The sequence below is a fragment of the Shewanella sp. WXL01 genome, assembly GCF_012263345.1.
In the GTDB taxonomy this organism is placed as follows: Bacteria; Pseudomonadota; Gammaproteobacteria; order Enterobacterales; family Shewanellaceae; genus Shewanella; species Shewanella maritima.
Genome location: NZ_JAAIKQ010000001.1, coordinates 198,905 through 224,968 on the forward strand (window position 1 = coordinate 198,905; position 26,064 = coordinate 224,968).

General features: G+C 45.4%; 17 protein-coding genes. 11 read left to right on the forward strand and 6 right to left on the reverse strand.

Features of this window, described 5'->3' with window-relative positions; translation table 11 throughout:
- The first annotated feature begins 409 nt into the window (after positions 1 to 409).
- Entirely contained in the window at positions 410 to 1,378 is a 969-nt protein-coding gene (locus G3R49_RS00825) for a DMT family transporter (RefSeq protein ID WP_167868344.1), read from the forward strand.
- Positions 1,379 to 1,696: 318 nt separating this feature from the next.
- On the opposite strand, the gene G3R49_RS00830 is transcribed toward G3R49_RS00825, so the two are convergent.
- The 3 genes from G3R49_RS00830 to uvrA form a co-directional block, all read right to left on the reverse strand.
- Positions 1,697 to 3,544: a DEAD/DEAH box helicase gene (locus G3R49_RS00830; RefSeq protein ID WP_167868345.1), complete on the reverse strand. Its 1,848-nt coding sequence runs from the start codon at positions 3,542 to 3,544 to the stop codon at positions 1,697 to 1,699.
- A 529-nt stretch (positions 3,545 to 4,073) separates the two neighbouring features.
- Positions 4,074 to 5,063 (reverse strand): M28 family peptidase, encoded by a 990-nt coding sequence (locus tag G3R49_RS00835; protein WP_167868346.1) that lies wholly within the window; start codon positions 5,061 to 5,063, stop codon positions 4,074 to 4,076.
- 223 nt (positions 5,064 to 5,286) lie between these two features.
- Complete coding sequence (gene uvrA / locus G3R49_RS00840; RefSeq protein WP_167868347.1) at positions 5,287 to 8,151, reverse strand: excinuclease ABC subunit UvrA; 2,865 nt, start codon at positions 8,149 to 8,151, stop codon at positions 5,287 to 5,289.
- Positions 8,152 to 8,640: 489 nt separating this feature from the next.
- Between uvrA and G3R49_RS00845 the strand changes: the two genes are divergently transcribed.
- The 4 genes from G3R49_RS00845 (at position 8,641) to G3R49_RS00860 (ending at position 16,918) form a co-directional block, all read left to right on the forward strand.
- Positions 8,641 to 10,008 carry an MFS transporter gene (locus G3R49_RS00845; protein ID WP_167868348.1) on the forward strand — a complete coding sequence of 456 codons (1,368 nt, stop codon included), beginning with the start codon at positions 8,641 to 8,643 and terminating at the stop codon, positions 10,006 to 10,008.
- 63 nt (positions 10,009 to 10,071) lie between these two features.
- Entirely contained in the window at positions 10,072 to 10,773 is a 702-nt protein-coding gene (locus tag G3R49_RS00850) for a single-stranded DNA-binding protein (RefSeq protein ID WP_167868349.1), read from the forward strand.
- Positions 10,774 to 11,317: 544 nt separating this feature from the next.
- Positions 11,318 to 14,143 (forward strand): cadherin-like domain-containing protein, encoded by a 2,826-nt coding sequence (locus tag G3R49_RS00855; protein ID WP_167868350.1) that lies wholly within the window; start codon positions 11,318 to 11,320, stop codon positions 14,141 to 14,143.
- Between the two features lie 12 nt (positions 14,144 to 14,155).
- A complete protein-coding gene (locus G3R49_RS00860) occupies positions 14,156 to 16,918 on the forward strand; it encodes a TonB-dependent siderophore receptor (protein WP_167868351.1) in 2,763 nt (920 codons plus the stop codon).
- Between the two features lie 139 nt (positions 16,919 to 17,057).
- On the opposite strand, the gene G3R49_RS00865 is transcribed toward G3R49_RS00860, so the two are convergent.
- Entirely contained in the window at positions 17,058 to 18,332 is a 1,275-nt protein-coding gene (locus G3R49_RS00865; protein ID WP_167868352.1) for a serine hydrolase, read from the reverse strand.
- Positions 18,333 to 18,578: 246 nt separating this feature from the next.
- Here G3R49_RS00865 and G3R49_RS00870 point away from each other — a divergent pair, with 246 nt between their 5' ends.
- Both G3R49_RS00870 and G3R49_RS00875 read left to right on the forward strand, forming a co-directional pair.
- Positions 18,579 to 19,454 carry a LysR family transcriptional regulator gene (locus tag G3R49_RS00870; protein WP_167868353.1) on the forward strand — a complete coding sequence of 292 codons (876 nt, stop codon included), beginning with the start codon at positions 18,579 to 18,581 and terminating at the stop codon, positions 19,452 to 19,454.
- A gap of 35 nt (positions 19,455 to 19,489) precedes the next feature.
- Positions 19,490 to 19,951 (forward strand): MarR family winged helix-turn-helix transcriptional regulator, encoded by a 462-nt coding sequence (locus G3R49_RS00875; RefSeq protein WP_167868354.1) that lies wholly within the window; start codon positions 19,490 to 19,492, stop codon positions 19,949 to 19,951.
- A 13-nt stretch (positions 19,952 to 19,964) separates the two neighbouring features.
- On the opposite strand, the gene G3R49_RS00880 is transcribed toward G3R49_RS00875, so the two are convergent.
- Both G3R49_RS00880 and G3R49_RS00885 read right to left on the reverse strand, forming a co-directional pair.
- On the reverse strand, positions 19,965 to 20,537 hold the full coding sequence (locus tag G3R49_RS00880; protein WP_245335213.1) for a PepSY-associated TM helix domain-containing protein: 573 nt from the start codon (positions 20,535 to 20,537) through the stop codon (positions 19,965 to 19,967).
- On the reverse strand, positions 20,530 to 20,994 hold the full coding sequence (locus G3R49_RS00885) for a DUF4920 domain-containing protein (protein ID WP_167868355.1): 465 nt from the start codon (positions 20,992 to 20,994) through the stop codon (positions 20,530 to 20,532). The genes G3R49_RS00880 and G3R49_RS00885 overlap by 8 nt, the downstream gene beginning before the upstream one ends.
- Before the next feature lie 326 nt (positions 20,995 to 21,320).
- Between G3R49_RS00885 and G3R49_RS00890 the strand changes: the two genes are divergently transcribed.
- From G3R49_RS00890 to G3R49_RS00905, 4 genes are all read left to right on the forward strand, one after another.
- Positions 21,321 to 24,179 (forward strand): M16 family metallopeptidase, encoded by a 2,859-nt coding sequence (locus G3R49_RS00890; RefSeq protein WP_167868356.1) that lies wholly within the window; start codon positions 21,321 to 21,323, stop codon positions 24,177 to 24,179.
- Positions 24,180 to 24,262: 83 nt separating this feature from the next.
- Positions 24,263 to 24,733 carry a DUF4920 domain-containing protein gene (locus G3R49_RS00895; RefSeq protein ID WP_130599175.1) on the forward strand — a complete coding sequence of 157 codons (471 nt, stop codon included), beginning with the start codon at positions 24,263 to 24,265 and terminating at the stop codon, positions 24,731 to 24,733.
- Between the two features lie 27 nt (positions 24,734 to 24,760).
- The gene (locus G3R49_RS00900) at positions 24,761 to 25,339 is read left to right on the forward strand and encodes a PepSY-associated TM helix domain-containing protein (protein ID WP_167868357.1); all 579 of its coding nucleotides are present in this window, start codon (positions 24,761 to 24,763) and stop codon (positions 25,337 to 25,339) included.
- A gap of 301 nt (positions 25,340 to 25,640) precedes the next feature.
- A complete protein-coding gene (locus tag G3R49_RS00905; RefSeq protein WP_167868358.1) occupies positions 25,641 to 25,937 on the forward strand; it encodes a hypothetical protein in 297 nt (98 codons plus the stop codon).
- Positions 25,938 to 26,064: the final 127 nt, after the last annotated feature.

Below are 26,064 nucleotides of genomic sequence, written 5' to 3' on the forward strand. Positions count from 1 at the left end.
AATGCAGAGGGTTTTGTTTTGATGTCTAGCTGTGGTGGTAGGTATGTTGGTTATTGTTTTTAACTGTTGTTTAGTTTTATCTAAATAAGTGTTTGCCTTTTTGTTTTAGCTTGATATTAAATTTTATATAAATAATTTTAATTAGATTTGTCCTAAGTTATTAAGGAGGCTAAATATAAAAGATAGGCGGGTTGCATAATTATATTGGGCAAGCCGTAAACTTTATGACTGCGCTTTAGCACAATTGAGATGTAAACCAAGCGTGTCGTTAAGCAGACAACAGACTAAACTTCAGCCGCGCTTATTGCTGTCGCCTGTGGCAAAATAGCGCCCCTTATTGTTATGCCTTTTGTATTACTCCGCTATGTAACCCGCTAGCTGGAGTCAGTTTAATAACGGATAGTGTTGTATGAGTTTGCGTGGATTAAGCCAATTGACCAATAACCAAATTGGCTTGCTGTTTGTGGTTGTCGCTGTGGTGTTTTGGGGCATTCTGCCCATTGCCCTTAAGTTGACGACAGGCTTTATTGACCCTGTTACCTTAACCTGGTTTCGCTTTCTGGTCGCCTTTGTAGTGACCTTTTATCTGCAGTGGCGCTTGCGGTTATTGCAGCAGTTTGTTGGGCTAAAGCAGCGTGATTGGCTTCGCTTGTCGTTGGCAGGCGTGTTGCTGATGACCAACTATGTCACCTTTGTATGGTCACTAGATTATTTATCGCCAGGCACCTCACAGCTTAATTTTCAAACCGCGCCTTTCTTTCTCGCCTTTGGCGGTGCACTGTTTTTCAAAGAGCGGCTCACTGCAGTGCAACTTGCTTGTTTTGCCACGCTCGCACTTGGGGTATTGATGTTTTTTCATCCTGCACTCGATTTTGAGCAATCTAATACCACACAAATCGTTATGGGCATCAGCATAGTGCAGTTTTCAGTACTGTCGTGGACGAGCTATGCCTTGCTGCAAAAAGCGCTGTTAAAAAGACTATCGCCTAACAATATTCTTATGGGCATTTATGCCCTAGGTATTGTGGTGATGGCACCTGTGAGTGATTTTAGCCAGTTCAGCGCAATGACAGCGGATCAATGGCTGGTAACGGTTTTCTGCGCGTTAAACACTGTGATTGCTTATGGCTGCTTTGGTCAGGCGATGAAGTACTGGCATACAGCGCAAGTGAGTGCCATGTTAGCGCTGACACCGATTTTAAGCTTTAGCATGAATGCACTGATAGTCAGCCTAGGTTTATGGCCGCAAATGTTTAGCCATGATCAGCTCGATGCCTTGTCGATTAGCGGGATAGTGGTAATTGTGGTGTCGGTATTTGTGGTGCAGTTATGGCCGTTATATTTGCAAAGAAAACAGCGGAAGGTTGTAGGCTACTAGCACTTACGGCGTCTTGAGCGTCCTAGAAGGGAGCCTAGTCTCACCGATTGAAACTATAAACTAGAGTTGTAATGACATCTAAAGCCGTTGAAAACAAGGATGTTTTCGTCGAGCCCACAAGGATGTGCTTGCCGCGTGCTTTAAATGTCATTGCGACGTGAGCAAACAATCAAAGCTGCCAGATATGGAAAACACTACAATTTACCGGCAAAGCCAAATCGATTGATAACCACCTATTGAAGTAGGTAGTTTAGGGCAGAAAACAAAAATGGAGCCATTTGGCTCCATTTTTTATGTGGCTAGAATCAGAACTCTAGCTTAGCTATTGCCGTTGTCGCGTGGACGACGTTGACGACGGTCGCCGCGATCATTGCGCTCGCCACCACGGTCATTACGATCGCCGCGTGGACGACGGTCATTACGATCACCGCGTGGGCGACGGTCATTGCGATCACCACGGTGACGGCGTTGACGTTGCTCTGGGAATGACTCGCCTTCAGCGTCACGGATGTTGAGTGGACGACCACATACACGAACCTTTTTAAGGTGTGCTAATACGTCTTTTGGCATACCGTCTGGTAGGTCAACAGTAGTCACTTGGTCGAATAACTGGATTTGACCAATGAAGCGGCTTTCGATGTTCGCTTCGTTAGCGATTGCGCCAACAATGTTACCAACGCCTACACCGTTATCACGACCTACATCGATCACGTAGCGGTTCATCTTCACGTCTGGGCTGTCTTTTAGACCATCTGCTTTACCAAAGCTAGTTGGTGTTGGACGACCGCCGCGCTCACGACCACCACGGTCACGATTACGATCATCACGGTTGTCACGGTTACGCTCTTGAATTGGAGGTAACTGCAGAGGACGCTCTTGCTGAACCTGTTGCAGTAATGCAGCTGCAAGTAGGTCAGTGTCGATTTCAAGTTGAGTACAAAGATCAGCAACTGCTGTCTTCATGAAATCTAAATCACCAGCGATGGTTTCTTGAATTTGCTCACCAAGACGAGATAGACGGCGCTCTGCTACTGTCTCTGGGCTTGGGATTTTCATCGGTGAGATGCGGCTGTTAGTTGCACGCTCAATAGTGCGTAGCATACGCATTTCACGGTGAGTAACGAACAGAATCGCCATACCAGTACGGCCAGCACGACCTGTACGACCAATACGGTGAACGTAAGCTTCTGAATCGTATGGAATATCGTAGTTTACAACGTGGCCGATACGCTCAACGTCAAGACCACGTGCAGCAACGTCAGTTGCAATTAGAATGTCTAGCTTGCCGCGTTTTAGTTGCTCAACCGCGCGCTCACGGGCTTGCTGGTTCATGTCACCGTGTAATGGTGAAGACGCATAACCACGGGCTTCTAGTTTTTCTGCTAGTTCAACACAGCTGTTACGAGTACGTACGAAGATGATGATACCTTCAGTGTTTTCTACTTCTAGAACACGTACTAACGCTTCAAGTTTGTTGTGCTGTGAAACCTGTACAAAACGCTGCTCGATTGACTCAACCGTAGTGTGGCTAGCGGCAATAGAGATTTGTGCAGGGTTATTAAGGTGCTTGTTAGCAACACGCTTAATTTGCTCAGGCATAGTTGCTGAGAATAGTGCTAATTGGCTGTCAGCTGGCTTGTGATCAAGTACCCACTCGATGTCGTCAATGAAGCCCATTTTTAGCATTTCGTCAGCTTCGTCTAATACTAGTGCTTGTAGTGCATCTAGTTTTAGAGTGCCACGGCGCATGTGATCCATAACGCGGCCAGGAGTACCCACAACAACTTGTGGACCACGGCGAAGTGCGCTTAATTGCTGGTGCATGCTTTGACCGCCGTAAATAGGCAGTACGTGGAAGCCTTTCATGTGTTTCGCATAGCTACCAAACGCTTCAGCTACCTGAACGGCAAGCTCACGAGTTGGTGCTAACACAAGAATTTGTGGCGCATTTAATTTTTGATCGACACTGTTAAGCAGTGGCAGGGCGAACGCACCGGTTTTACCCGTACCCGTTTGCGCTTGACCTAGAATATCGCGACCTTCCATTAAAGGGTCGATACTCGCGGCCTGAATTGGCGTTGGTTTTTCGTAGCCTAATTCGTCAAGGGCACGAAGCAAATTCTCGGAAAGACCGAGATCGCGGAAAGTTCTTTCATCGGATGACATTGAGTTGTAGCCTTGTGGATACGCACAAAAAAGTCGATTTTGTGCTTGAGTTTCACAGACAGAAAATCAACCCCGTGTCGATTTCCCGTTTCAAAAAGGGCGATATTATAGCAAAGTGTGAGCTACTTGACTATTGGTATTCGTTAAATTATTCAAATTGGCGCGATTTTTGATTGTTTTATCTGAGTCGCATCGACCTATCACGAAAATATGATATTTGGAAATATTCAGTATTACCCTTGGTTTAGGGGAGAGCCTATGGATCTTTGCTGATTGGAATTTGTTCGAATTAAAAGTACTTTAATCAAGACGCAAGCTAAGTAGTTTAGTCGACCAAACGAGTGGCTCGCAGCGCAAAACTCTTAGCTAAGAGCGCAGGTGCTTTTAGATGAACCGTACCGGCAGCGCTTGTTGTCATTTCTACTGCGTTAACAACTTACTCATGTGGAATAACCACACATCAAAGTGGTTGCCTTGTATCAATTTCCAACAAACAGCTGCAAAAATAATCTTGAAAGACCTACAGGCTCTATTCTATCGGCAATATCTGATTTTGATCGACTTGCAGAATTTCTAATCCGGTTTCTATGGTTGCCGCCAAAAATTCGTAATTAATGGTATCGGCAGTATCGGTTAACTGATGATAGTGGCGATGGGGCGGCACACCCAAATATACCCAGGGAACTTTGGCTTTGTGGAAAGGGTAGTGATCAGACGCTTTAAGCCAGTTAGTGCGGCCTAAACCGAGTGCAGGCTTGTGACTGCGCTGCTCACGTACACATAAGTTATTTTGTTGGTATAGCTGCCATTTTAGCTCAGCAAACTGCTCAAGATTTTTATCGCCCTCAATATAAATACTTTTCGACCTTGGAGGCTGCCCTATCATATCCAAGTTAAGCATTAGCTCAGGTTTAACTTGCTGCTTGGTTAACTCTTCAACAATGCCATAGCCGCCGTAAAGGCCAATTTCTTCGGCATCGGTTGCCACGAGCATTAAATTAACCTCCTGCGCGATAGGCAGATTCGCCCAATGCTCAGCAATGGCAAACAACCCACTCACACCAGAGGCGTTATCATCCGCGCCGTTATAAACCTTGCTGCCACGTTTACCAAGGTGATCATAATGCGCAACCACCACACGCCAACGAGCACTTGACTGCTTTGCTAATTGCACTGCTACCATATTAATGCCAGTTCTATCACTAAACTGATATTGGTATTCAAAAGGCTGCTGGTAGTCGTCTCGCTCAAGCGCTGCCCAAGGTGTTAAGCCTATTTGCGCAAATCGCTTGGCAATGTAACTACGGGCAAACTCAGCGCCTGAGGTATTGGTTTTACGCCCCTGCATATCATCATGGCTAAGCTTGACCACATCGGCTTTAACTTGCTCCAAATCAACCCAATGGTGAGTCAACGGCTGCTTACATTGATACTGACTGGCGCAGGCGCTAGTTAGCACGCAAATAGCTAGCGTGAGTAAATAACGATGGAGATTGTATTGATGTCGCCTTACGAACATGAGCCACCTAAGTTGATGATTTTGTGTTTAATCATAGCTTAGCTGAGTTTTAAGATGGATTGAGTTTGTTATAGAAAAATAGAAACGGCTGCTTGATGGGTGTTTGATGCGCTCGGTATTGAGCAATAGAGCGGGATAAATGCTTAACAAATAAAAAGGGAAGTGACTTAATAGCCACTTCCCTTTAAATACAAATCAAATCTAGGTAAAACCTAAACCAAATCTACTTACCAGCTTTAGCCTTAGCTCTTTGCTTATGCAGCTCCAAGATCGGCTTTAAGAATCTGGCAGTATGGGATGTCTTATGCTTGGCAACCTGCTCTGGTGTGCCAGTTACTAAGATTTCACCGCCGCCTTGGCCGCCTTCTGGGCCGAGGTCGACGATCCAGTCAGCTGTTTGGATTACATCAAGGTTGTGCTCAATCACCACAATCGTGTTGCCGTGGGATTTTAGGCGATGCAATACATCTAGCAGTAGCTGAATATCGGCAAAGTGCAGGCCTGTGGTTGGCTCATCGAGAATATACAAGGTCTTGCCGGTATCACGCTTTGACAGCTCTTTTGCCAGCTTGACGCGCTGCGCCTCACCACCTGATAGCGTGGTAGCACTTTGACCAAGTCGAATGTACGACAGTCCGACATCCATTAAGGTTTGTAGCTTGCGCGAGATTGATGGAATGGCATCGAAGAACTGACGGGCGTCTTCCACTGTCATTTGCAGCACTTCGTGAATGCTCTTGCCTTTGTATTTCACCTCTAAGGTTTCGCGGTTATAGCGTTTACCTTTACATGAGTCACACGGCACGTACACATCAGGTAAGAAGTGCATTTCTACCTTGATTAAACCATCACCCTGACACGCCTCACAGCGGCCACCTTTCACGTTAAACGAGAAGCGGCCAACCTGATAACCACGGGTTCGGGCTTCTTGGGTGCCAGCAAATAGCTCACGAATGGCGGTAAAGATGCCAGTGTAAGTGGCTGGGTTTGAGCGCGGGGTGCGACCAATTGGGCTTTGGTCAATATCCACAACCTTGTCGCAGTGGTCCATGCCCTTAATGCTCTTATATGGCGCTGGCTCGTCTACCGTTGCGCCATTTAGCTCGCGGTGAGCGATTTTGTAGAAGGTGTCGTTAATAAGCGTTGATTTACCTGAGCCAGAAACACCTGTGACACAGGTCAGCAGGCCGACTGGAATCGATAAATCGACATTCTTAAGGTTGTTACCTTTAGCGCCTTTAAGCTCAATCAGTTTTTTCTTGTCGATTGGCGTGCGCTCATCACTAATGTGGATTTGCTTCTCGCCCGAGATATATTGCCCTGTTACCGATTGCTCGCAGGCAATAATGTCCTCAAGGCTGCCCGATGCAATCACTTCACCGCCGTGAACGCCAGCGCCAGGGCCAATATCAATAACATGATCTGCCATGCGAATCGCATCTTCGTCATGTTCGACCACAATCACAGTGTTACCAAGATCGCGCAGATGCCCAAGGGTGTTTAACAGGCGCTCGTTGTCACGTTGATGCAAACCAATAGAGGGTTCATCTAACACGTACATCACGCCCACAAGACCCGCACCGATTTGGCTTGCAAGACGAATACGCTGCGCCTCACCGCCAGATAGCGTGTCGGCTGAGCGAGATAGGCTTAAATAGTTAAGGCCGACGTTGACCAAGAAGCCTAAGCGATCGCAGATTTCTTTAAGGACTTTCTCGGCAATTTGCGCCCGTTGACCTTCAAAGTGCAGGCCGTCGAAGTAGTCTTTTGCTTCACCTATCGACCAAGTGGTTAATTCAGGCAGATTAATGTCGCCAATGAACACGTTGCGGGCTTCTTCACGCAGGCGTGAGCCGCCACAGCTATTACATGGTTGCATATTGATGAACTTAGACAGCTCCTCGCGCACCGAGTTACTTTCGGTTTCGCGGTAGCGGCGGTCCATGTTATTCAAAATGCCTTCAAACGGGTGGTTACGTACCACTACATCGCCACGGTCGTTAACGTATTTAAAGGCGATTTTGGTTTTGCCTGAGCCGTAAAATACGATTTTCTTTACTTTGTCGCTGAGGCTGTCAAACGGTGCTTCAACATCAAAGTCATAATGCTCAGACAACGCGGTAAGCATTTGGAAGTAATAGAAGTTACGTCGATCCCAACCTCTAATAGCACCGCCAGCTAGCGATAACTCACCGTTGGTGACTACGCGGTCTGGGTCGAAGAACTGCTGATGGCCTAAACCATCACAGGTTTGACACGCGCCCGCAGGGTTGTTGAATGAGAAGATGCGCGGCTCAAGCTCTGCCATTGAGTAGCCACAGATTGGGCAGGCAAAGTTAGCAGAAAACACTAGCTCTTCATCTTCATCGCTGCCGTCCATTGAGGCAACCTTGGCAATACCGCCAGATAGCTCCAAAGCCGTTTCAAATGATTCAGCTAAACGCTGCTTTAAGTCGTCACGTACTTTAAAGCGGTCAACCACCACTTCAATGGTGTGCTTGACGTGTAAATCCAGCGTTGGTGGGTCAGTTAAGTCGCACACTTCTCCGTCGATTCGTGCGCGGATATAACCTTGTGCTGATAAGTTTTCTAGCAGCTTAACGTGTTCACCTTTACGGTCGTTAACCACTGGTGCCAGCAGTATTTGGCGACTGCCTTCTGGTAGCTCCAATACTTTATCTACCATTTGGCTAACGGTTTGTGCTGCCAGTGGCGCGCCGTGTGTTGGACAGCGTGGCTCACCGACACGGGCGAACAATAGACGCAAATAGTCGTAGATTTCAGTAATGGTACCTACGGTTGAGCGCGGGTTGTGCGATGTTGATTTTTGCTCAATGGAAATCGCTGGGCTTAAGCCTTCAATATGGTCGACATCTGGCTTTTCCATCAAACTCAAGAATTGGCGTGCATAGGCCGACAGCGACTCAACATAACGGCGCTGGCCTTCAGCATAGAGGGTGTCAAACGCGAGAGATGACTTACCCGAACCCGATAAACCTGTGATTACAATCAATTTGTCCCGTGGAATGGTCAAATTAAAGTTTTTTAGGTTGTGGGTTCTGGCGCCGCGTATTTCAATTTTGTCCATTGGCACTCTTCAATAACGTTTAGGAACTGCTAGCGTTGCTGCTACTTCTTTTCGGAGCTACATAGTTTTGCAGCTATATAGTTGGGGCAACAAAGTGTAGCTATTAAGCTGCTAACAGTAATAGTGAGTAAAAATTGGCTTTAGTATCGCATAGTTTAGCTGATGGGTTTAATTGATTTTAACGTATAGGCCACATCGAAATTACCGATTGTAGGGTAAGTATTCGTTAGCGTGAGTTTGGCTATTGTGAACAATCATTGGCAATCAGCTGTGGCGCAATCATACGATGTTAAGCCTGTTTTGGTTCATGGATAGGAGCACGAGTAGGTAATGGGGCAGCGGTTAGGTTAAGCCTGTTGCTTCCCTAGCAGCTAAAGGTGAATATTAAAAGCAGCTTTATGAGTAAAGTGTGATTTGCTTTTGAGCTTAATTATTTCGCTGTGATAACATGCGCTGTTAATTTTTTACATTTTTCAAAAGGGCAATTGCATGGCCGCAAATGGACTCTCAGGTGTTGAGAAAAAGGTCGCGTTTTCGCTAGCTAGTGTATTTGGGCTGCGAATGATGGGGCTGTTTATGATCATGCCTGTCTTCGCGCTTTATGGTCAGCATCTTGAAGGCTTCTCACCACTTTGGGTGGGAATTGCTATTGGTGCCTATGGCTTAACTCAAGCCTTACTTCAGATTCCTATGGGGATGCTGTCAGACAAATATGGCCGCAAACCGATTATTCTAATTGGCCTAGTGCTGTTTGCCATTGGTAGCGTGATTGCTGCTATGTCTGATCACATTTATGGCGTGGTGTTAGGGCGTGCCATTCAAGGTATGGGCGCGATTGCGGCAGCGGTACTGGCGCTAGCAGCCGACTTAACCCGTGACGAGCAGCGCACCAAAGTAATGGCAGTGATTGGCATCTGCATTGGTTTTTCATTTGCGCTGTCATTGCTGGTGGGGCCAATTGCTACGCAGTCATTAGGGCTTGAGGGCTTATTCTACCTAACTGCAGCCCTTGCGGTTGTGGGCATGTTGATTGTGCAGTTCTTTGTACCGAACCCTATTACGCAAGCGCCAAAAGGCGACACGGTAGCCGTGCCTGAAAAGCTTAAGCGCTTGTTTGTCGACCCACAGCTATTTCGCCTAGATGCAGGTATTTTTATTCTGCATTTAGTGCTTACCGCAGTATTCGTGGCTTTGCCGTTAGATTTAGTTGATGCAGGTCTAGTGAAAGAAAAGCATTGGATGTTGTACTTCCCAGCGTTTATCGGCGCGTTCTTTTTAATGGTGCCGCTGATCATTATTGGCGTTAAGCGCAACAACACTAAAGGCATGTTCCAGGTCGCGCTTATTATTATGATGCTGTCACTTGCTGCCATGGGCATGTTTGCTGGCAACTTATGGGTGTTAGCGGCAGCGGTATTATTATTCTTTACCGGCTTTAACTATTTAGAGGCGTCACTGCCAAGCTTAATTGCTAAGTTCTGCCCAAGTGGTGATAAAGGCTCGGCAATGGGCGTGTACTCAACTAGCCAGTTTTTAGGTGCATTTTGTGGCGGCATGATTGGCGGGGGCGCTTACCAGTATTTAGGTGCATCGGGCGTGTTCTTTGCGGGTCTTGCGTTAATTGGTGTGTGGCTGCTGTTAACCATAGGCATGAAGAACCCTGTGCTACTTAAAAGCTACACCTTGAACGCTCACTTTACTGACAGTGACCATGCTAAAGCCATGGCGACTGAGTTAAGTGCATTAGCAGGTGTTGCCGAGGCGATAGTAGTAGTTGAAGAAAAGGTTGCCTATTTGAAGGTGGACGACAATTTCAATTTGAGTGACGCTCGAGCTGTGTTACGCTCTGTCAATTAGATCTTTAAACGATCAACAGTATTAAAATTTGCGAAGTATTAGATAGAATCTCAGGAGATTTCGATGGCCAGTCGTGGTGTGAATAAGGTAATTTTGGTTGGTAATTTGGGTAGAGATCCCGAAGTGCGTTACATGCCAAATGGTAATGCAGTAGCTAACTTTACTATTGCAACTAGCGAGTCTTGGAAAGACCAACAAGGTCAACCACAAGAGCGCACTGAATGGCACAACATCGTAATGTACCGTCGTCTAGCTGAGATTGCTGGCGAGTACCTAAAGAAAGGTTCTAAGGTTTACATCGAAGGTAAGCTGCAAACCAGCAAGTGGCAAGACCAAAACACTGGTCAAGACCGTTACAAAACTGAAATCAACGCGTTAGAAATGCAAATGCTAGATAGCCGTAATTCAGGTGGCGACAATGCTGGTGGTTTCCAAGGTCAAAACCAAGGTGGCTACCAACGTCCACAACAGTCTGCTCCACAGCAGTCAGCTCCACAACAGCAAGGTGGTTACCAGCCTAAGCCAGCAGCTGCGCCACAAGGTCAAAACTTCGGTCAGCAGCAAGCACCAGCGCAACAGCAAGCTCCACAGCAAGGCGGTTATCAGCCTAAGCCTGCAGCAGCACCGCAAGGTAACTTCCAGCAGCAACAAGCGCCACAAGCTGCACCTCAGCAGCGTCCAGCGCCTACGCCGCAACAGCCACAACAAAACCAGAATTTCACCCCAGATTTGGATGAAGGTTGGGACGACGATATCCCGTTCTAGATTTAAGCGAAAAACTGGTTGTCAGTTTCATCAAAGCCCAGCAGCACTGCTGGGCTTTTTGTTTATATTTATGTTTTACCTCTGTTTGTTTATATGCTCCAAAGTGAGACATGCAAACAGGCTCATTCCTCGCTATATCCCATGGTAATTTAATCGCCTTTCGTACGTTAAATACAAGTGTAAATATTGGTAAATTTTTGGTGTTTTACAGTCTTTTGGTTAACTAATTCTTGTGTTCAGTCTTGTTATATTTATTAACAATCAGCTATGAGCTTCAAAATTTACAATCAAGTTAGAATAATCGTTCTATAAATATAATATTTAATATAATCAAGTGTTTGATGTTTATTCATGTTTCATGAAAAGTAAATTTTTGTACGTTTACACAGTATTTAGACCTCAACTAAGTATTTACATAAAGTTGCGATCAAGATCGCGCAATTAACAATTTGTTGTTAAATGATTATGAGAATGGTTTGCATTTGTAATTTTGCGAGAGCAAAATGCCGTCGAATTGACTTAAAAGACATACAGGAATTAACAGATGGCAAAGCGTAAGTTCCCGGTTGCCCCGGTTGCAATTGCAGTACTCTCAGGATTACTTACAGCATGTGGTGGCGGTTCAAGCTCAAGCGATACTCCGAATACAGCACCAACATTTGATGCAACTTCCCTAAGCGTAACACTCGCTGAAGATACTAGTTTTGATGGAAATTTAACCGCTACAGATGCAGATGGCGATCAAATCAGTTTTTCTGTGACTCAATCGCCTGAAAACGGCACCTTAACCTTGGCGGCAGATGGTAGCTACAGCTACACGCCAAAAGCGGATTTCTTTGGTAGCGATACCGCTAAAGTGCAAGCGAGTGATGGCAGTGCATCAACATCTGGTGATTTAGTTTTCACCGTCACGGGCGTGAATGATGCGCCGGTTATTTCTGGCAGTTCATTAGCAGTTGATGCGAGTGGCGATATTATTGGCCAGGTCAACGCTATTGATGTGGATGGCGATACACTGACTTACTCGGTAGAAGTTGCGCCAGAATCTGGCACGCTGGTGTTAGACCCTGTAACAGGTAAGTTCACCTACAAACCTGAGCTAACATCGTTTGCCAATGAATTTACGGTTGGTGTAACCGATGGCATCGCTGACAAAGTTGTCAAAGTGATTCAGCTAAAACCAGAATATGGTACCAATCAACAAAAACAAGATTTTTACTACACCTCAGAGCTATCTCACCTTAAACAAGCGGAAGTACTCATAGAAACGATTGCAGGTGATAGCGCCGCAGACCCTGCATACTACGCGCTAGCGCAAGGTTATGCAGCAGCAGGTTTTACAGATAAAACCGACCAAATTATTGATCAAGATATTATTTTCGAGAGCAACCAAGCGGAAGCATACAAAGACATTGGCGCTGAATACAATGCTAAAGGCCTATATGCGGATGGTGATGCTGCTCGCGATAAAGGTTTAGGTATTTATAACCGTTACATTGCAGACAAAGGCTTCGCCAGCTTCAGCAATACCGATGGTACTTTCTATCAAACATTACTTAATGGCTATATCGATAGCGGATCTGAAACAGGTGCGGACAATGTCATCGGTATTTTAGCTTTAGTGAAAGAAGCGCTGAAGTCTGATGAAGTTTCGACGGCATACAAGCGACTGGTAACGAGTTTCGATAACTATGCCGATAGCTTGTTAACTATTTATCTAAATGATCGAACTGAAGAAAACCGCTTAAAGCTGGTAGCAGCGATTGACCGTTTAGTTGCAGTTGCAGATGACACGGGTTACCAAGAGCTAACCTCTAGCTATAGCAATGCGGGTAAGCCACATTATTATCAACGTGGCACTTACTATGCCTTTGCGTTAACCCTATACAACCGTGCGGGAGAAGTAGATAAAGCCAAGGAGCTTATTGCCCGTATTATCGCACTGTATACAGATGTGACTCACGATGAAGCATATAATCGCAGCGCACATGAGAGCGCCGTTTACACTTTAGAGTATAAGAATCGTTACCCGCTACAAGTTGCAGCTGGTGCGGCTGAGTTGTACTACTCTGAACTGTCAACCAACCCTGTACTTGCCTTCATTAATTTAGATAACACGCGCGAGAGCTACGTCGAAGATATTCAAGAAGAAATTGATGCGCAGCATGGTCTGTCAATTGTGTTAAATGGCGGCACAGTAAAACAAGCAACCGAGCATCTCATTGCGCTAGAAGATGGCAATACCCTCAATCAGTTCCGCGCAGTGGCTGAGCAAACAATCACTCTACCTGGGCTTGCCTCTCACCTTATCGCAAAGGGGGAAAATGATGCCGCTAAAGAGGCAATTGAAACGGCGAAAGGCATTCTAATCAGCAGCGAGCACATAGAGGCTCGCGTATCGTCACCGAGTTATGTCATTGGCTCTTATGGTTGTGGCAAGTTAATGGACATGCAGTTGCGCATGGGAGCGACTGAAGATGCTCAATCTATGCTAACGACATGTCAGGCATTAGTTGCTGACCATTATCCAACAACCAGTGAAGATGTGCTTACCGCTGACTTAATCGAGGCGCGCCAAGATTTAGCTGCCAATGCTGCAAAAGTGGGGAATACTCAAGTAGCAATCCCTGCAATCATTGAAGCCTTAGGATTGATTGATTTAGTTTCAGACTTTGAAGACCGAATTGAGTGGCGCTACGAATTTGCTCAAAGTGCAGCACTGAATGGCTTACTTGAAGAAGCAACAACTCAGACCCAAGTACTGGTAGATGACTTTTTTGATAACTATGACCAATACGTGGCAGACAATGGTGATGACCAAGAAGCGGGTCTTGAGCTAGCTATTGAGATTTTAGAGCAGCTTGTTGATACTTCGCTAGAAAACTCGGCTTCAGAATCATATGCCGTTATTAAGCAGACACGCTTCTTTGCGGCCGAAAACAATTATGCGGAGCAGTTAGTTGCACTAAAAGCACAAGTTAAGCGCTTAAATGATTTCATTGATACTAAGTTACAAGCCCAAAGTACGACGGTTCAGGCCAATATTAATGAGGACTGGATACCGCTATTAGGCTCTGCTCGTGAGTTTGAGTTAGGTAATCAAGTGATTGCACGTGAAGCAAACGCTGAGGCAAACAAGCTGGAACTTACGGCAACATTGTCACAGTTTATTGCGCAACAAGATGACTTCCCTAGCACTGTTGCTGCAAACGTTGATACTGACCAAGATGGTAAGCCTAATTTCTTCATTACTACAGCAACCGAGGAGCAAGTGATTGCTTCAGGTCTAACTGCTGATGACGACGCCGATGGTGATGGCATTGTTGATGAGAATGACATCAACCCACTTGTGCCTGATGTCGCTCAGTAGTGGTTTGCTGTTATGGAGTTTAAATTAAACCCTGTGTACGCCAGCATTGTGCTGGCGTCTACCCTCACTATGCCCTTTTCCGCCTATGCGGAAGAGGGGGATTCGTTTGAGCAACAGCAACAAGAGATTTTAACGCAAACTAAAAAAACACCTGAGTTATGGGTTACCTGTGCAACTAAAATGCGCTTTCCTGAAGCCGAGTTACTGAGCTATGAAAAAGCTCAGCGCATGGAAGCCTGCCTGAATAACGACGGTACACCTGTTGAGGTAATCGAGGTTACCGGGCGCTACTTTGGCCCTGAAGTACTTGAAACCCAAGGGCGTATTTTCTTGTCGCAAGACTTTATTGAAAATGCACCAGTGGGCAATGGTGACATTACTGAGCTTTTAAAAGGCTTGCCAGGTATTCAGTCAAACGAAGCCGATAATAGCATTGCAAGCCTGACTGATATCCGCTCTCGTGAAGTGTCTATTTCAGGTGGTAAAGCCTACCAAAATGGCTTTTTCATTGATGGTATGAACACCAATAGTCGTATTGACCCAGCAAGCTCAGGCCTATCTGCTGATGAGACTAACTCGGTAATGGGGCACACCAATGAGTTCTTTTTGAATAAAGATCTTGTTGAAAGTATTACCGTTTATGACTCAAATATTCCGGTGGAATATGGCGAGTTTATGGGCGGGGTGGTTGAGTCACAAAGTAAAGATGCCTGGGACTTACCTTCGGTGAGTTTTGGTTATCGAGCAACGCAATCTGACTGGGTATCATTTCATGATATTTATGGAGAAGGAGATGATCCGTCAGAGTCAGTATTTGAAAAACCGGTTTACGATAAAAAGCAATACAAGCTGCAACTAGCTAAAAAGCTAGGTAAAGGTCGAGGCATAGGTTTAAACGTTAATCATACTGAATCGACCAAGAGCATTGAGTCGCTAGGTGAGTTAGTTGACACCTCAAGTACTAACTCAAACGTCATGCTCAAATACGATTCTGAGCAGGATTGGTTTGATCATTTAAGTGTTTCTGCACTATATGCGCCTTATAAAGGCAACTACATTCTCGATGACACGTTAAACAGTGACTACAGCATAGAAGGTGGTGGTTATGCGTTGAATGCCACAGGTCTTCGTAACCTTGGCTGGGCAGATTGGAAGATTACTGCAAACGCTCGTTACAGTGAAAATAGTCGCACAGCACCAATTGATCATGTTATTTGGGGCAAGTACAAGGGTAAAGACTGGGGACCAAACGATTCCACTGTGTCTAAAGAAGGTGGTAATGGCGATTTAGACAATGGCCAGGTGACATACTCACTCAACAACAAGTTTGATTTTGATACGAGTTTTTGGGAGTTAGACCATCAATTTACCATGGGACTGCAGCTTGAAAGCCAGCAAGTTACCCGCGACCGCAACCAAGACAGTGTTCGCTACTCTAATGCAGCAGTTAAGTCTAACGTTGACTGTACCGGTAATTTTGTTGCCTGTGTTGAGCAGGAGTCACTATCTGAGGAAGAATTATCTGCCATATTAGGTGAGCCGTTTGATGACACCAATCCGGAACATATTAGATTAAGGGAAGAAAACGTCGTCACCACCGGGCAATTCCTGCAAAAAAGGCTGATTTACCAAGAAGAACATATCGATGTCACTGTGCGTAAAGGTGCTCTGTATGTTCAAGACGTATTCGAAGTAGGTGATTGGAACTTTAACCTTGGCCTGCGTTACGATACTGAGGACTTCTTTAAAAACCATAACGTCTCGCCACGTTTTTCGGGTGGTTATGACTTATTTGGTGATAATCAAACCTTGATTACCTTTGGTGCCAGCCGCTATTACGATGCTAATTTGACAACCTATGCTATCCGCGAGCAGCAACTACCCTATATCACCCAAACTCGTGAGGTGACTAAAGACGGGCAGTTGACCGAATGGACTGACGCTAACAGCCAGGATTTGACGCGCTATCGCTACGATGGTGTTAAAACGCCTTATTCCGACGAGCTGACTTTAGGTTGGAAGCAAGAAATGCTAGGCGGCTTCTTGTCACTGCGTGGTGTTTGGCGCAAGAGTAAAGATGAGCTAGGTAAAGGCGACTCAGTTCGCGAAGGTGGCTATACCTATATTTATCAGGTAAACAAAGGTGAAAGCGAGCAGAAGCGCATCTCACTGTCATGGAATGGGCAATATAAAGATCATAGCTTTTGGGCTAATACCTCTTGGTCGCAAACTGAAACGACGCAAGATAGCTATGACGGAGATATTGACGATACGCCGCAAGATCAAATCGTGGCCCATGAAACGACTATTATCAATGCAGAAGGTAAAGAGGAAACCGTTTATACCGCTGTTTCTTTAGATGACTTAGACAGAATCGCAGCAAACTATGCCCGTCCTTGGGTGGTAAACATGGGTTGGACTGCCAAGTGGACTGACGATTTGCAAACCACACTTACGGCAAAGTATACCCAGGGATATACATCGGTTGCTGCAACATCGAACGTGCATTATTTTGATGACATTACGGTCGAGAATGAGTCAGGAGAACTCATCCCACTTGAGGCTACCATTTACCGGGAGTTTGAACTAGACGATGCCATTTTATTAAACGCATCGGTTCGCTACCGCTTGCCGGATTTTCATAAGCACAGGCTTTCGCTAAGCGTAGATATTTCAAACCTACTCGATAGCCGTACTTATTCGGTACTGCCTGGTAATTCAGGTGTAGAAGTGGGCCGCAGCTTTTGGCTCGGGATTAATTATCAGTATGATTAGGTGCTATTAGCCTTTGCTGATTAGGGCTTACACCCAATAAAAAACGCCTGCAATTTACCTTGCAGGCGTTTTTATAACTTAGAGTAGAGCGTTAGCGCTATCAATGACTTGCGCTAATCATCACGACAGACTCTTAAAGCTACTTAACTTCGTCGGCAGCAGCAAAGATTGCTGGTAGTGCTTGGTAGAAAATAGCAATAGCCATGCGCGGAGTTTCAGTTTGTGGGTAACCACCGTTCATAGCAACAACAGTACCGGTTTTGTGGTCCATTGCTAGGATTTGACCGTGAATACCTACCATCGCCATGATAGTACGACCGCCAATGTTAAGTACGCGGAATTGGTCTTTGTACCAACCTTCAGCTAGTGCAGATTCTTTACCTTTTAACCATGCGCTACGTACTTTGTCGTTACCTGCTAGGATATCTTTGATGAACTGAGCTGGAACAACTTGCTCGCCTTTGTAGTTCTTACCGCCATTTACTAGGGTACGACCAACACGTGCAAGGTCTTTAGTTGCAGCGTTTAGACCGCCAGAAGCTACTGGGTTACCAGCAAAGTCAGCCTGGTAGTTAGCGTCGTTAGCCATACCAACTTTACCCCAGAAGTTTTGCTCTAGAAGGTCTGCAAGTTTTTCACCTGTAGCAGCTTCTACAACTTTACCTAGAACTTCAGTGTTGATGCATTGGTAAGAGTACTTAGTACCCATTGGCTCAGAGACTTCCTTAACTAGTGGGAAGTAAGATTGGATACCTTGAGGGTAAGTTGCTGAGTGATCGCCAGTCCAACCTTGAGAGTCAGTCATGCGAGTATCCCACGACTTGTGCTTTTGGATTTCTTGAACAACGTTAGTACGCATGTCAGCAGTTTCTTGAACAGTCGCGCCGTCCCAAGCTGTACCCTTAAGCTCTGGTAGGTAGAAGGTGACTTGCTTACTCACATCAAGTTTTCCTTGATCAGCAGCAATACCTGCTAGCATAGCAGTGAAAGACTTAGTGACTGACATGTCTAAGTGAGTAGAAGTCTCATTCATGCCATTCCAGTAGTGCTCGTGTAATAGCTTGTCGCCTTTTAGTACAACTAAAGAGTGGTTTTTAACACGGTCACGTAGGTAATCATTCAGTGACATTTCGCCGTCAATTGCAGCGATTTGAATTTTTTCAAAGTCTAGTTGAGCGCCTTTTTTGAACTGCTCAGGAGCAACGCCAGAAGCTTTGATTTTGTAGCTAGGAGTGAACTTGTAAGCATTTGGGAAAGTCGATGCCGCATATTCAGCGTTATCCCATAGTGCTGCTGGTACGCCAGATGCTTCAGCTGCGCCAATGAATTCTTTGTCTGGGCCGTGGAAAGTAGCCGCTTGTGCTGCAAATGCACTGCTAAGTAGTAGCGCGATAGAAAGTGCTTTAAGTTTCATGTGTATTCTCCGAAATCTCGGTTATTTATTAACGATACTTTGTGTGGTCGCCGTTAAAGGCTGCAATCACTATCATCAATAAGTTTGAAAATGCGTTTCTCATCTAAGACACGGCAACTCTCATCTACTTTGCTGCGTCTATATGGTTACTTTGCCACGCTGGTTTTTTTGCCATAAATTGCTTAGCATGCATATTTCGCATGCTTGATTCGGGTTGTGGCTGCGCTAATGAGTAAGAGGGTGATTATGGTTACTAATTTGGATTATCTTGCGGCATTTGTGGCCGTTTATGATAGCGGTGGTTTTGCCCAAGCTGCGGCAGAATCTAAACGTCATGCTTCTACATTTAGCCGCAAAATCAGTGCATTAGAGGATGATTTAGGCTTTGAGATATTTGTGCGTCATGGCAAATCTGTTGAACCGACATCTCAAGGTCATGCTTTGTATGATCATGCTAAAGGCTTGTTAGTCGAAGCTGATATGTTCGAGACTAAGGTGCAGAGTATTTTTTCTGATCATCCAGCGAACGCCACAATTGTGATCGACAGCGCAATTAATGAGTTGGGTATACTTGAGCATATCAGTCAGCTGATGCGCAAGTACCCGTCATTAAAGTTAACCTTAAAGTCGGGTGACACTCAGTCAGTACGTGACATGTTGATTAATGATGAGGCGGATATCGCATTTGCAATGTCGACTTTTTCACTGCCGGCAGCGATAAACCATTGCACCTGTTTTGAGTTTGAGTTCTTACGGGTAGCAACATCTGAGTACCTAGAAAGTCATGGTTGGAAGCCAGGTGAGCAGGTTGCGCCAAGCACCATACGTGGCATGACTCAGGTGATTTTATCGCCGCTTCGTGAAGCTGGGGTTGAGAGTCAGGTATATAGTCATCAACTGATTAATGCCGATAATTCTCGCGTTGCCATGGAGTTAGCCAAACAGGGCGTAGGTTGGTGCAATGTGCCTAAGGCGCTATGTGAAGCTGAAATCGCGGCGGGCAATCTCCAGGCGTTTAGTGTTGAGTCTGATTATGCTGGCAGCTGGAGCGTAGATATGTTGTGGCCGGTTGATAAAGTCTATGACCCTATTCGAGAGCGTTTAATTGAGCTGTTGAAATGACCTGTTTGGTGAAAGGTCTGCAAGTGAGGTGATGAATGACGAACGCTAAAGAGACTAACTATTCCTCGGATATTGTGGAGTACTTCTCAACCATTCACGATATCAACCGTATTAGCCATGCGCTGGTGCAAAGAGTATTTGATGCTAAGCAAGTGGATATCAGCTCTGAGCAGTGGAAGACCTTGGGCATAATATACGATTGCCAGCCAATCACCCCGATAGAGCTATCGCGGCAGACATTCAAAAACAAAGGAGCGGTTGCACGGGTATTAGCTGGATTAGAAAAGCGCGAGTTAATTAAGCGCTTGCCTACGCGCAAGCAAAATAGTTATCAAGTAGCCTTAACCGACAAAGGTGATGAGATACTGCAGCAAGCTTACGACCTTGGCCACGATACCCTAGCCAGGCTGACTAAAGATATTTCTGAGCCGGAGTTGTCTCAAGCTTTTGAAGTACTGCAGCGCACCTTGAACGCGATGACCAATGAGCTTGAATAGGGTTTAGAAGTGTTTAACTCGCGATAAAAACATAAACGCATGGGATTACAGTGCCCAAAAGTAATAACCAACCCCGTTTGCTGCGCCACGGGCTGTATTTACCTTTCACCATAAATAGCCCTGAAATGGCTAGCAGTAACAATAGCCCAGCGTATAAATCAGAAAAAACAACCCAACCTGCTTTAACTTCATTGAGGTGTAAGCTGTTAAATTGCTTGAGAATAGGGCGTGAACGTATGTTCTCGTAAACTGCAGTTCGCTCGGTAAAATTAGCCGTTAATGCGCCCCCGTTATCAAAGAACAACTTGTATTGATTGACCGACTCCCAATAGCTGGCTTTAACAGGCTGCTTGATCGCAAATGCCGATAAGAGCTGCTGATTAATTTGCTCGTCGCTTTGATCCACCGTTACTGAAACCGTGCGCTGTTCACGCTCAACAATATAGTTTGAGTTCCAATCAGCTAAATGGTTGAGGGTAATGCCAGAAACCGCAAACAACACTGTCATGGCGAAGGCAAAGTAGCCTAAGTCTCGGTGCAGTTCGCGGTTTAGCCTAAACCAATTTATAGGGCGCTTGTTACTCAAGAATGGTGACTCCGGTTGGTACTAATTGATAAATGCTCATCGGCTCACGAATACTTGCCGCATTAATCTGTTGACCCGTTCGCTCGGCAAGTAAAGCCTGATGGGCACGCGTTTGCTCCAAGTCGAGCTGGATCTCTACTAGTTCGCCTGTGGCTAAAGCGGTGCGCCCTTTAGCGGTCAGTGGGAAAACCATGTCGCCATCTTTTACCTTGATACGTAGCTTTTCAAAGCGGGCATCCGAGGCTAAATCTACCCAGCAACCGCGCTTTTCACATACGCCGATAATCGTACCTTCAACGGTAATGGTTTCGCCTATGTATTGGTTGGGTGTTTCCATTAAGGTTGAAATTTTTACCAACTTTGAACTATCTACGGTGTCGCCAAAGTGCAATTCTTGTGCAGTTGCGGTAAGTGCAGTAAAGCTAAGTAGTGCTGTAAGCAAGATTGATCTAAGCATGTGATGTCCCTTTTGGCTGTTGTACTAAAGTGATGACTAATTTTTATGCCAATGCTAGCGGATTATATTGCAATGGCTCCTTTAAGCTACTTTAGCAGTGTTAGTGATAGTTATTAATACGCCCTTACCTTGGATTGAATGCGGCGAAATATTATCCAATTACACGCTGTAAAGCCGCGGTTAGTGTGGGCTAGCTCTAATTAATTAACACTAGTCGTACCAGCAATTGTAAATGTCATTGCTAATAGAAATTGTTCTCAATAACATTGCTGGCGCAAATCTTTAACTCGTCGTCAAAGATACCTTAACTTCATAGCAGTATTTATATGAATTCATTTAAATCCTTGTGGGTAAGCCTAGGTCGGGCAAGTGCCTATATCGCGGTAATAATTAGTTTTTCTTGCTCAAGTGAATACTTGTGGGATAGCGCGATAACTACAGGAAAGCTCGATAACGGCCTTGAATACGCCATTTATAACAGCAATAAATCTAGCGATCCTTTTAACATACGCCTGATTGTAAACGCAGGTTCGGTTGATGAAGCAACAAGACCCGGTGTGGCACACATGCTTGAGCACATGGTGTTTCACAAGACTCAGGCGCATCCAGAGGGCATGCATACTTATATTGACAGTTTAGGTTGGAAGACTGGCCTGCAAGTCAACGCGGTTACTCGCCAAACTGAAACCCAATATATGGTGCGAACTCGCCCAAATGATTCGCTGGACATGGCGGGCTCACTGGCGTTTTTATCTCAACTAGCTGGTTTTGCTACCTTAGATAAAGCCGACTGGCAGCGCGAGCGCGGGGTGATCATTGAAGAGTGGCGCCAGGGCGATGGCCTAGCGGGTGAAGTTAATAATCTAAAAAAAGCAGTGGTACGTAATGGCTCGCGCTATGTTGATAGACCCACCATTGGTACTCGCGCATCAATTGAAGCGGCAACCATCGAAGAATTGCGTGATTTTTACAACCAATTTTACGTCGCAAGCAATATGCAGCTGGTGGTATCGGGTAATGTAAATGTTGTGCAAACCCAGCAAGCTATTGCCAATACCTTTGGCAAATTGCCAACTAAGCCAAAGCCAAATCGCGACTATGTGGCGTTGCCATTAGCTGAGCAACTTTATATTGATAAGGTTCAGCACCCTAAGGGCACCACTTCAATGGTGGTTTATGGCTTGCGTTTACCTATGCCTGATAGAGCAAGTGAACACGGCCAGTACGCCTATTTACAAAATTACTTTTTGCGTAAGTTAATGCGCAATCAGGTGATGCGCAATCGTGCTTTTTTACCAAAAGATAAGGCTGAGAGCATTAGTTTGACCGTTAAAGAGCCAACTAATGAGCGTTTGGTTGTCGCCATCGCAGCGCGTACAGCAGACCATGCACTTGGATTAAAATTGGTTACTGAGGAATATGCACGCTTGTATCGCGATGGCTTAGACGAGCAAGATTTTAATGAGCTTGTTGAAAAGGCCAAAGGCATTACTCAACGCAATGTGACAGCCGCTAAGCATCGCGACTACATGGCTTGGGAAGATAAGATTACCGAAGCATTAATGAAAGGTGCGCCGCTAGAAGAACCCGCTGTGCGCACGGCAAGAACGCTTAAGTGGTTAGAGCAAATGACCCTTGAGCAGCTCAATGCACGCATGCGTGACATTCTCGATGCTGAAGATAACTTTATTTACTACCAAGCTGGCGGCACTCAGAAACTCAGTTTGCCTACCGTTGCTCAGGTGCGTCAGCTAGAGCAGAACATCCAAAGCAATATTGATTCACTGCCAAAGAGCATTTCGTTAGCGGTGAAGCGCTCAGCAGAGGCAAAAGTCGCCAATCAACAGGCAGCGCCAGAAGCTAACGAGGTAACGGCGGATCAAGTAACTGAGCCGCTGTTGAGCAAGTTGCCAAAAGTAACAACAGCCAAAGCCGATTGGTATGCCCTTGAAAGCGAGCAATGGAGTTACCAAGACGAAACCATTACTTTGCATAAGTACTTACTTGGCAATGGTGACAAGCTTTTGTGGTTAGATAAATCAACCTCTGATAACAAGTTATATATCAAGGCATTAAGCTCAGCTGGCTACCAGAATAATCAAATCAGTGCCTGGCAAGCACAAGCCGGGGTTCAACTATGGCAACAAAGCGGTTTGCCGCAGTGGAATGAGCAGCAATGGCAAAACTGGCAGCAAACTCAGCCCCATTGGCAGTGGCAACTAAAAGAAAGCGAGTTAGATTTGGCCGCGGTGATTGCGCCGTCTCAGCTAGCAAGCTTGATGCAGCTTTACCATTTGCGCATGCAGTCGGGGATAGATAAGGGCGTGTGGCAGCAAGTGAAAGCGGATCTTGTGTCTCAATCTCGTACTCATAAAAAATCACGCTTTATTAGTCAGCAACGTTTTGGCCAATCAATGCTTGATGACGTCACAGCACAAGCTGTTGATGCAGTGACTGAAGAGCGCATTATTGCAGACACCCAGAGCATACTGCGCCAACCAACGACCTTCTATATCGTCGGGCAGCTAGACCACGCCGAGCTTGAACAGCAAATGGCGCAGCATTTAGCCAATGTGCCGAGACAAGCAAGTTTATCTAACAGCACTACAATGCAATTGCCGGCAAATCGTCTTGAGCACATAGTGACCCACGAGCAAGATAAAGCTGAAGTGAGCCTGTTTGGTTATACGCCAATGCAATGGACTCCAGAGCAAGCGTTTTTGGTATCGACCTTAACGCCAATAGCGAAAAAGATGCTTAAGAAGAAGCTGCGCCATGAGCTAGGCGGCATTTACTCAATTAAGTATGAAATGAGCCTAAACCCACGCCATGACCGCATTGAAACTGAGGTGCATTTTACCTGTGCACCCGAGCGTAGTAATGAGCTGATTGCTGCGGCTAAGCAGGTACTTACCAAGCTAGGTGACTCAGTAAGCGAGCAAAACTTGCAGCGCACAGTGGAAGACATTGCTTTTGCTGAGCAAGGGCGACTAACGAGTGCCAATACCTGGCTACGACGAATGATTTTGTCAGACAAGCGCTATCAAAATGCCAGCTATATACAGCGAGCTGGTCGCTTGCATGAGCTGGCTAGCGAGCAAAGGCTGAAGATTCTAGCCAAACAAATCTTCCCAATGCCTCATCAAATGACCTTTGTCGATAAGCCCAATGGGCTGAAATTGTAGAGAGTTTATCGCGGCTACCTTTATTTGAGGTGGCCATGACTTATTGTATTTATGCGCTTGGCGCCGTGAATAAAGGAAACACCATGAAATTAAGACTTACTGTTGCCGCAAGCATGCTATGCGGCGCACTTATCGCACCTATGTCTGCCTTAGCCACTGATTTCGGCTCAGGTGTAAACCAAGATCTGCTTGTACCGGTATCGACACTGATGGCAGATCCTGAAAGCTACTTGGAAAACCCAGTAACCATTGAAGGCACCATTGTTGGTGTATGTGAGCATAGAGGTTGTTGGATGACGATAGCGTCAGACAAGCGCTTTGAAAGCCTACGCATCAAGGTGAAAGACGGTGAAATGGTGTTCCCATTAACCGCTCGCGGTAAAAAAGCGCTAGCAACAGGTAAGCTGCAAGCTTTGCGCTACAACCTCGAGCAAACGAAAGAAATCAAAGCTTACTATGCCAAAGAAGCAGGCGAAGAGTTTGACCCAGCATCGGTAACTGAGCCTATGACCATGTATCAGCTAGTGCCCACTGGCGTGAGCATCGCAGATTAACACGAGATAGCGAATTGGTTTGTATATATGAAGTGGTTTAACAACATCAATTGGTATCGACTGAATCGTACCTTACATCGTGACATCGGCTATTTTTGCATTGGTTTTTCTATCATTTTTGCCGTCTCTGGTATTGCGGTTAATCATATTGCGGATTGGAATCCCAATTATGCGGTTGAGCGGCAGATACAAAAGGTCGATGACTCAGATTGGCTAACGCTAGAAGATAGGCAAATTGCCATGCGTATGAAGCAGCAATTTAGCTTAACCCACACAACCAAATCGAGCTTTTGGCAGAATAAGAATAAGTTTGAAGTGTTCTTGGAAGACGGCGACACCTTGTTGTGGGATAGAAAGTCCAGTCAGGTGGTGTATCAAGACATTGAGCCAAGGGTAATTTTGCAAGCTCTGAATAAATTGCACCTGAATGAAACCCGTAATGCCTGGGTGTACTTTTCAGACTTGTTCGCCGGCATGCTGATATTCCTCGCGTTATCGGCATTGTTTATGGTGAAGGGCAAGCATGGACCAGCAAAGCCAAAGTCGATTATTTTGATGGGTTTAGGTGTGGTAATCCCGATTTTCTTTTTAATGATATCAAGCTAATTGATATTTTTGGGTTGAGAAGGAACGGCAACTACACCACTTTGATTCGTTTGGCGGTTACAAGTTCGGCGGCACTTCAGTCTCGGTTGGTGTTAACAATTCATTCTAAACAGCTGCTTCCATGAATAGAAATAGCTTGTATATACAAGCTATTTTTTGTTTTGTCTACTCTAGCTTCAGTTGTAGCTAAGAAGATATTTATTCATGTCAGACCAATTGCTTAGCCGGTTAACTTGAGGTTTTTTGATCTGTTTATTAGGGTTAAATGTAAGTGGTATTTCATGGAAGAAAGGAACTCACTATGTTTAGCGAACAAATCGATATTTCAGACCCCGAATTGGCAAAACAATTTGCCATCCTCGATAGAAAAATTTTGTTTATTGCAATTGCAGAAATTCCTGTGGTGTTGCTCTTAGCCTTTGGCGCTTACAAGCATGCCATGCAGTTTGTAGATGACTGGTTGCCGCAATTTAATGATCCATTATTGATTTATAGCTTAATGGTAGTCTCATTCAGTTTGATGTTCTTAGGAACACTTTATGTCATGTACCTGATGCAAAAAAAGCAGGATATCATCGATAAAGATATGTACTCTTGAATTTGGCGCGTGTCGAGTTTATGTGTCGCACTTAACTGTTGAGTTTGGTCATAAGTGGCTTACTGAAGCTGTCGATAGAAAGCCTATAAGTTACGATTGCTATCATTAGCTTCACTGCCGTTGTTAT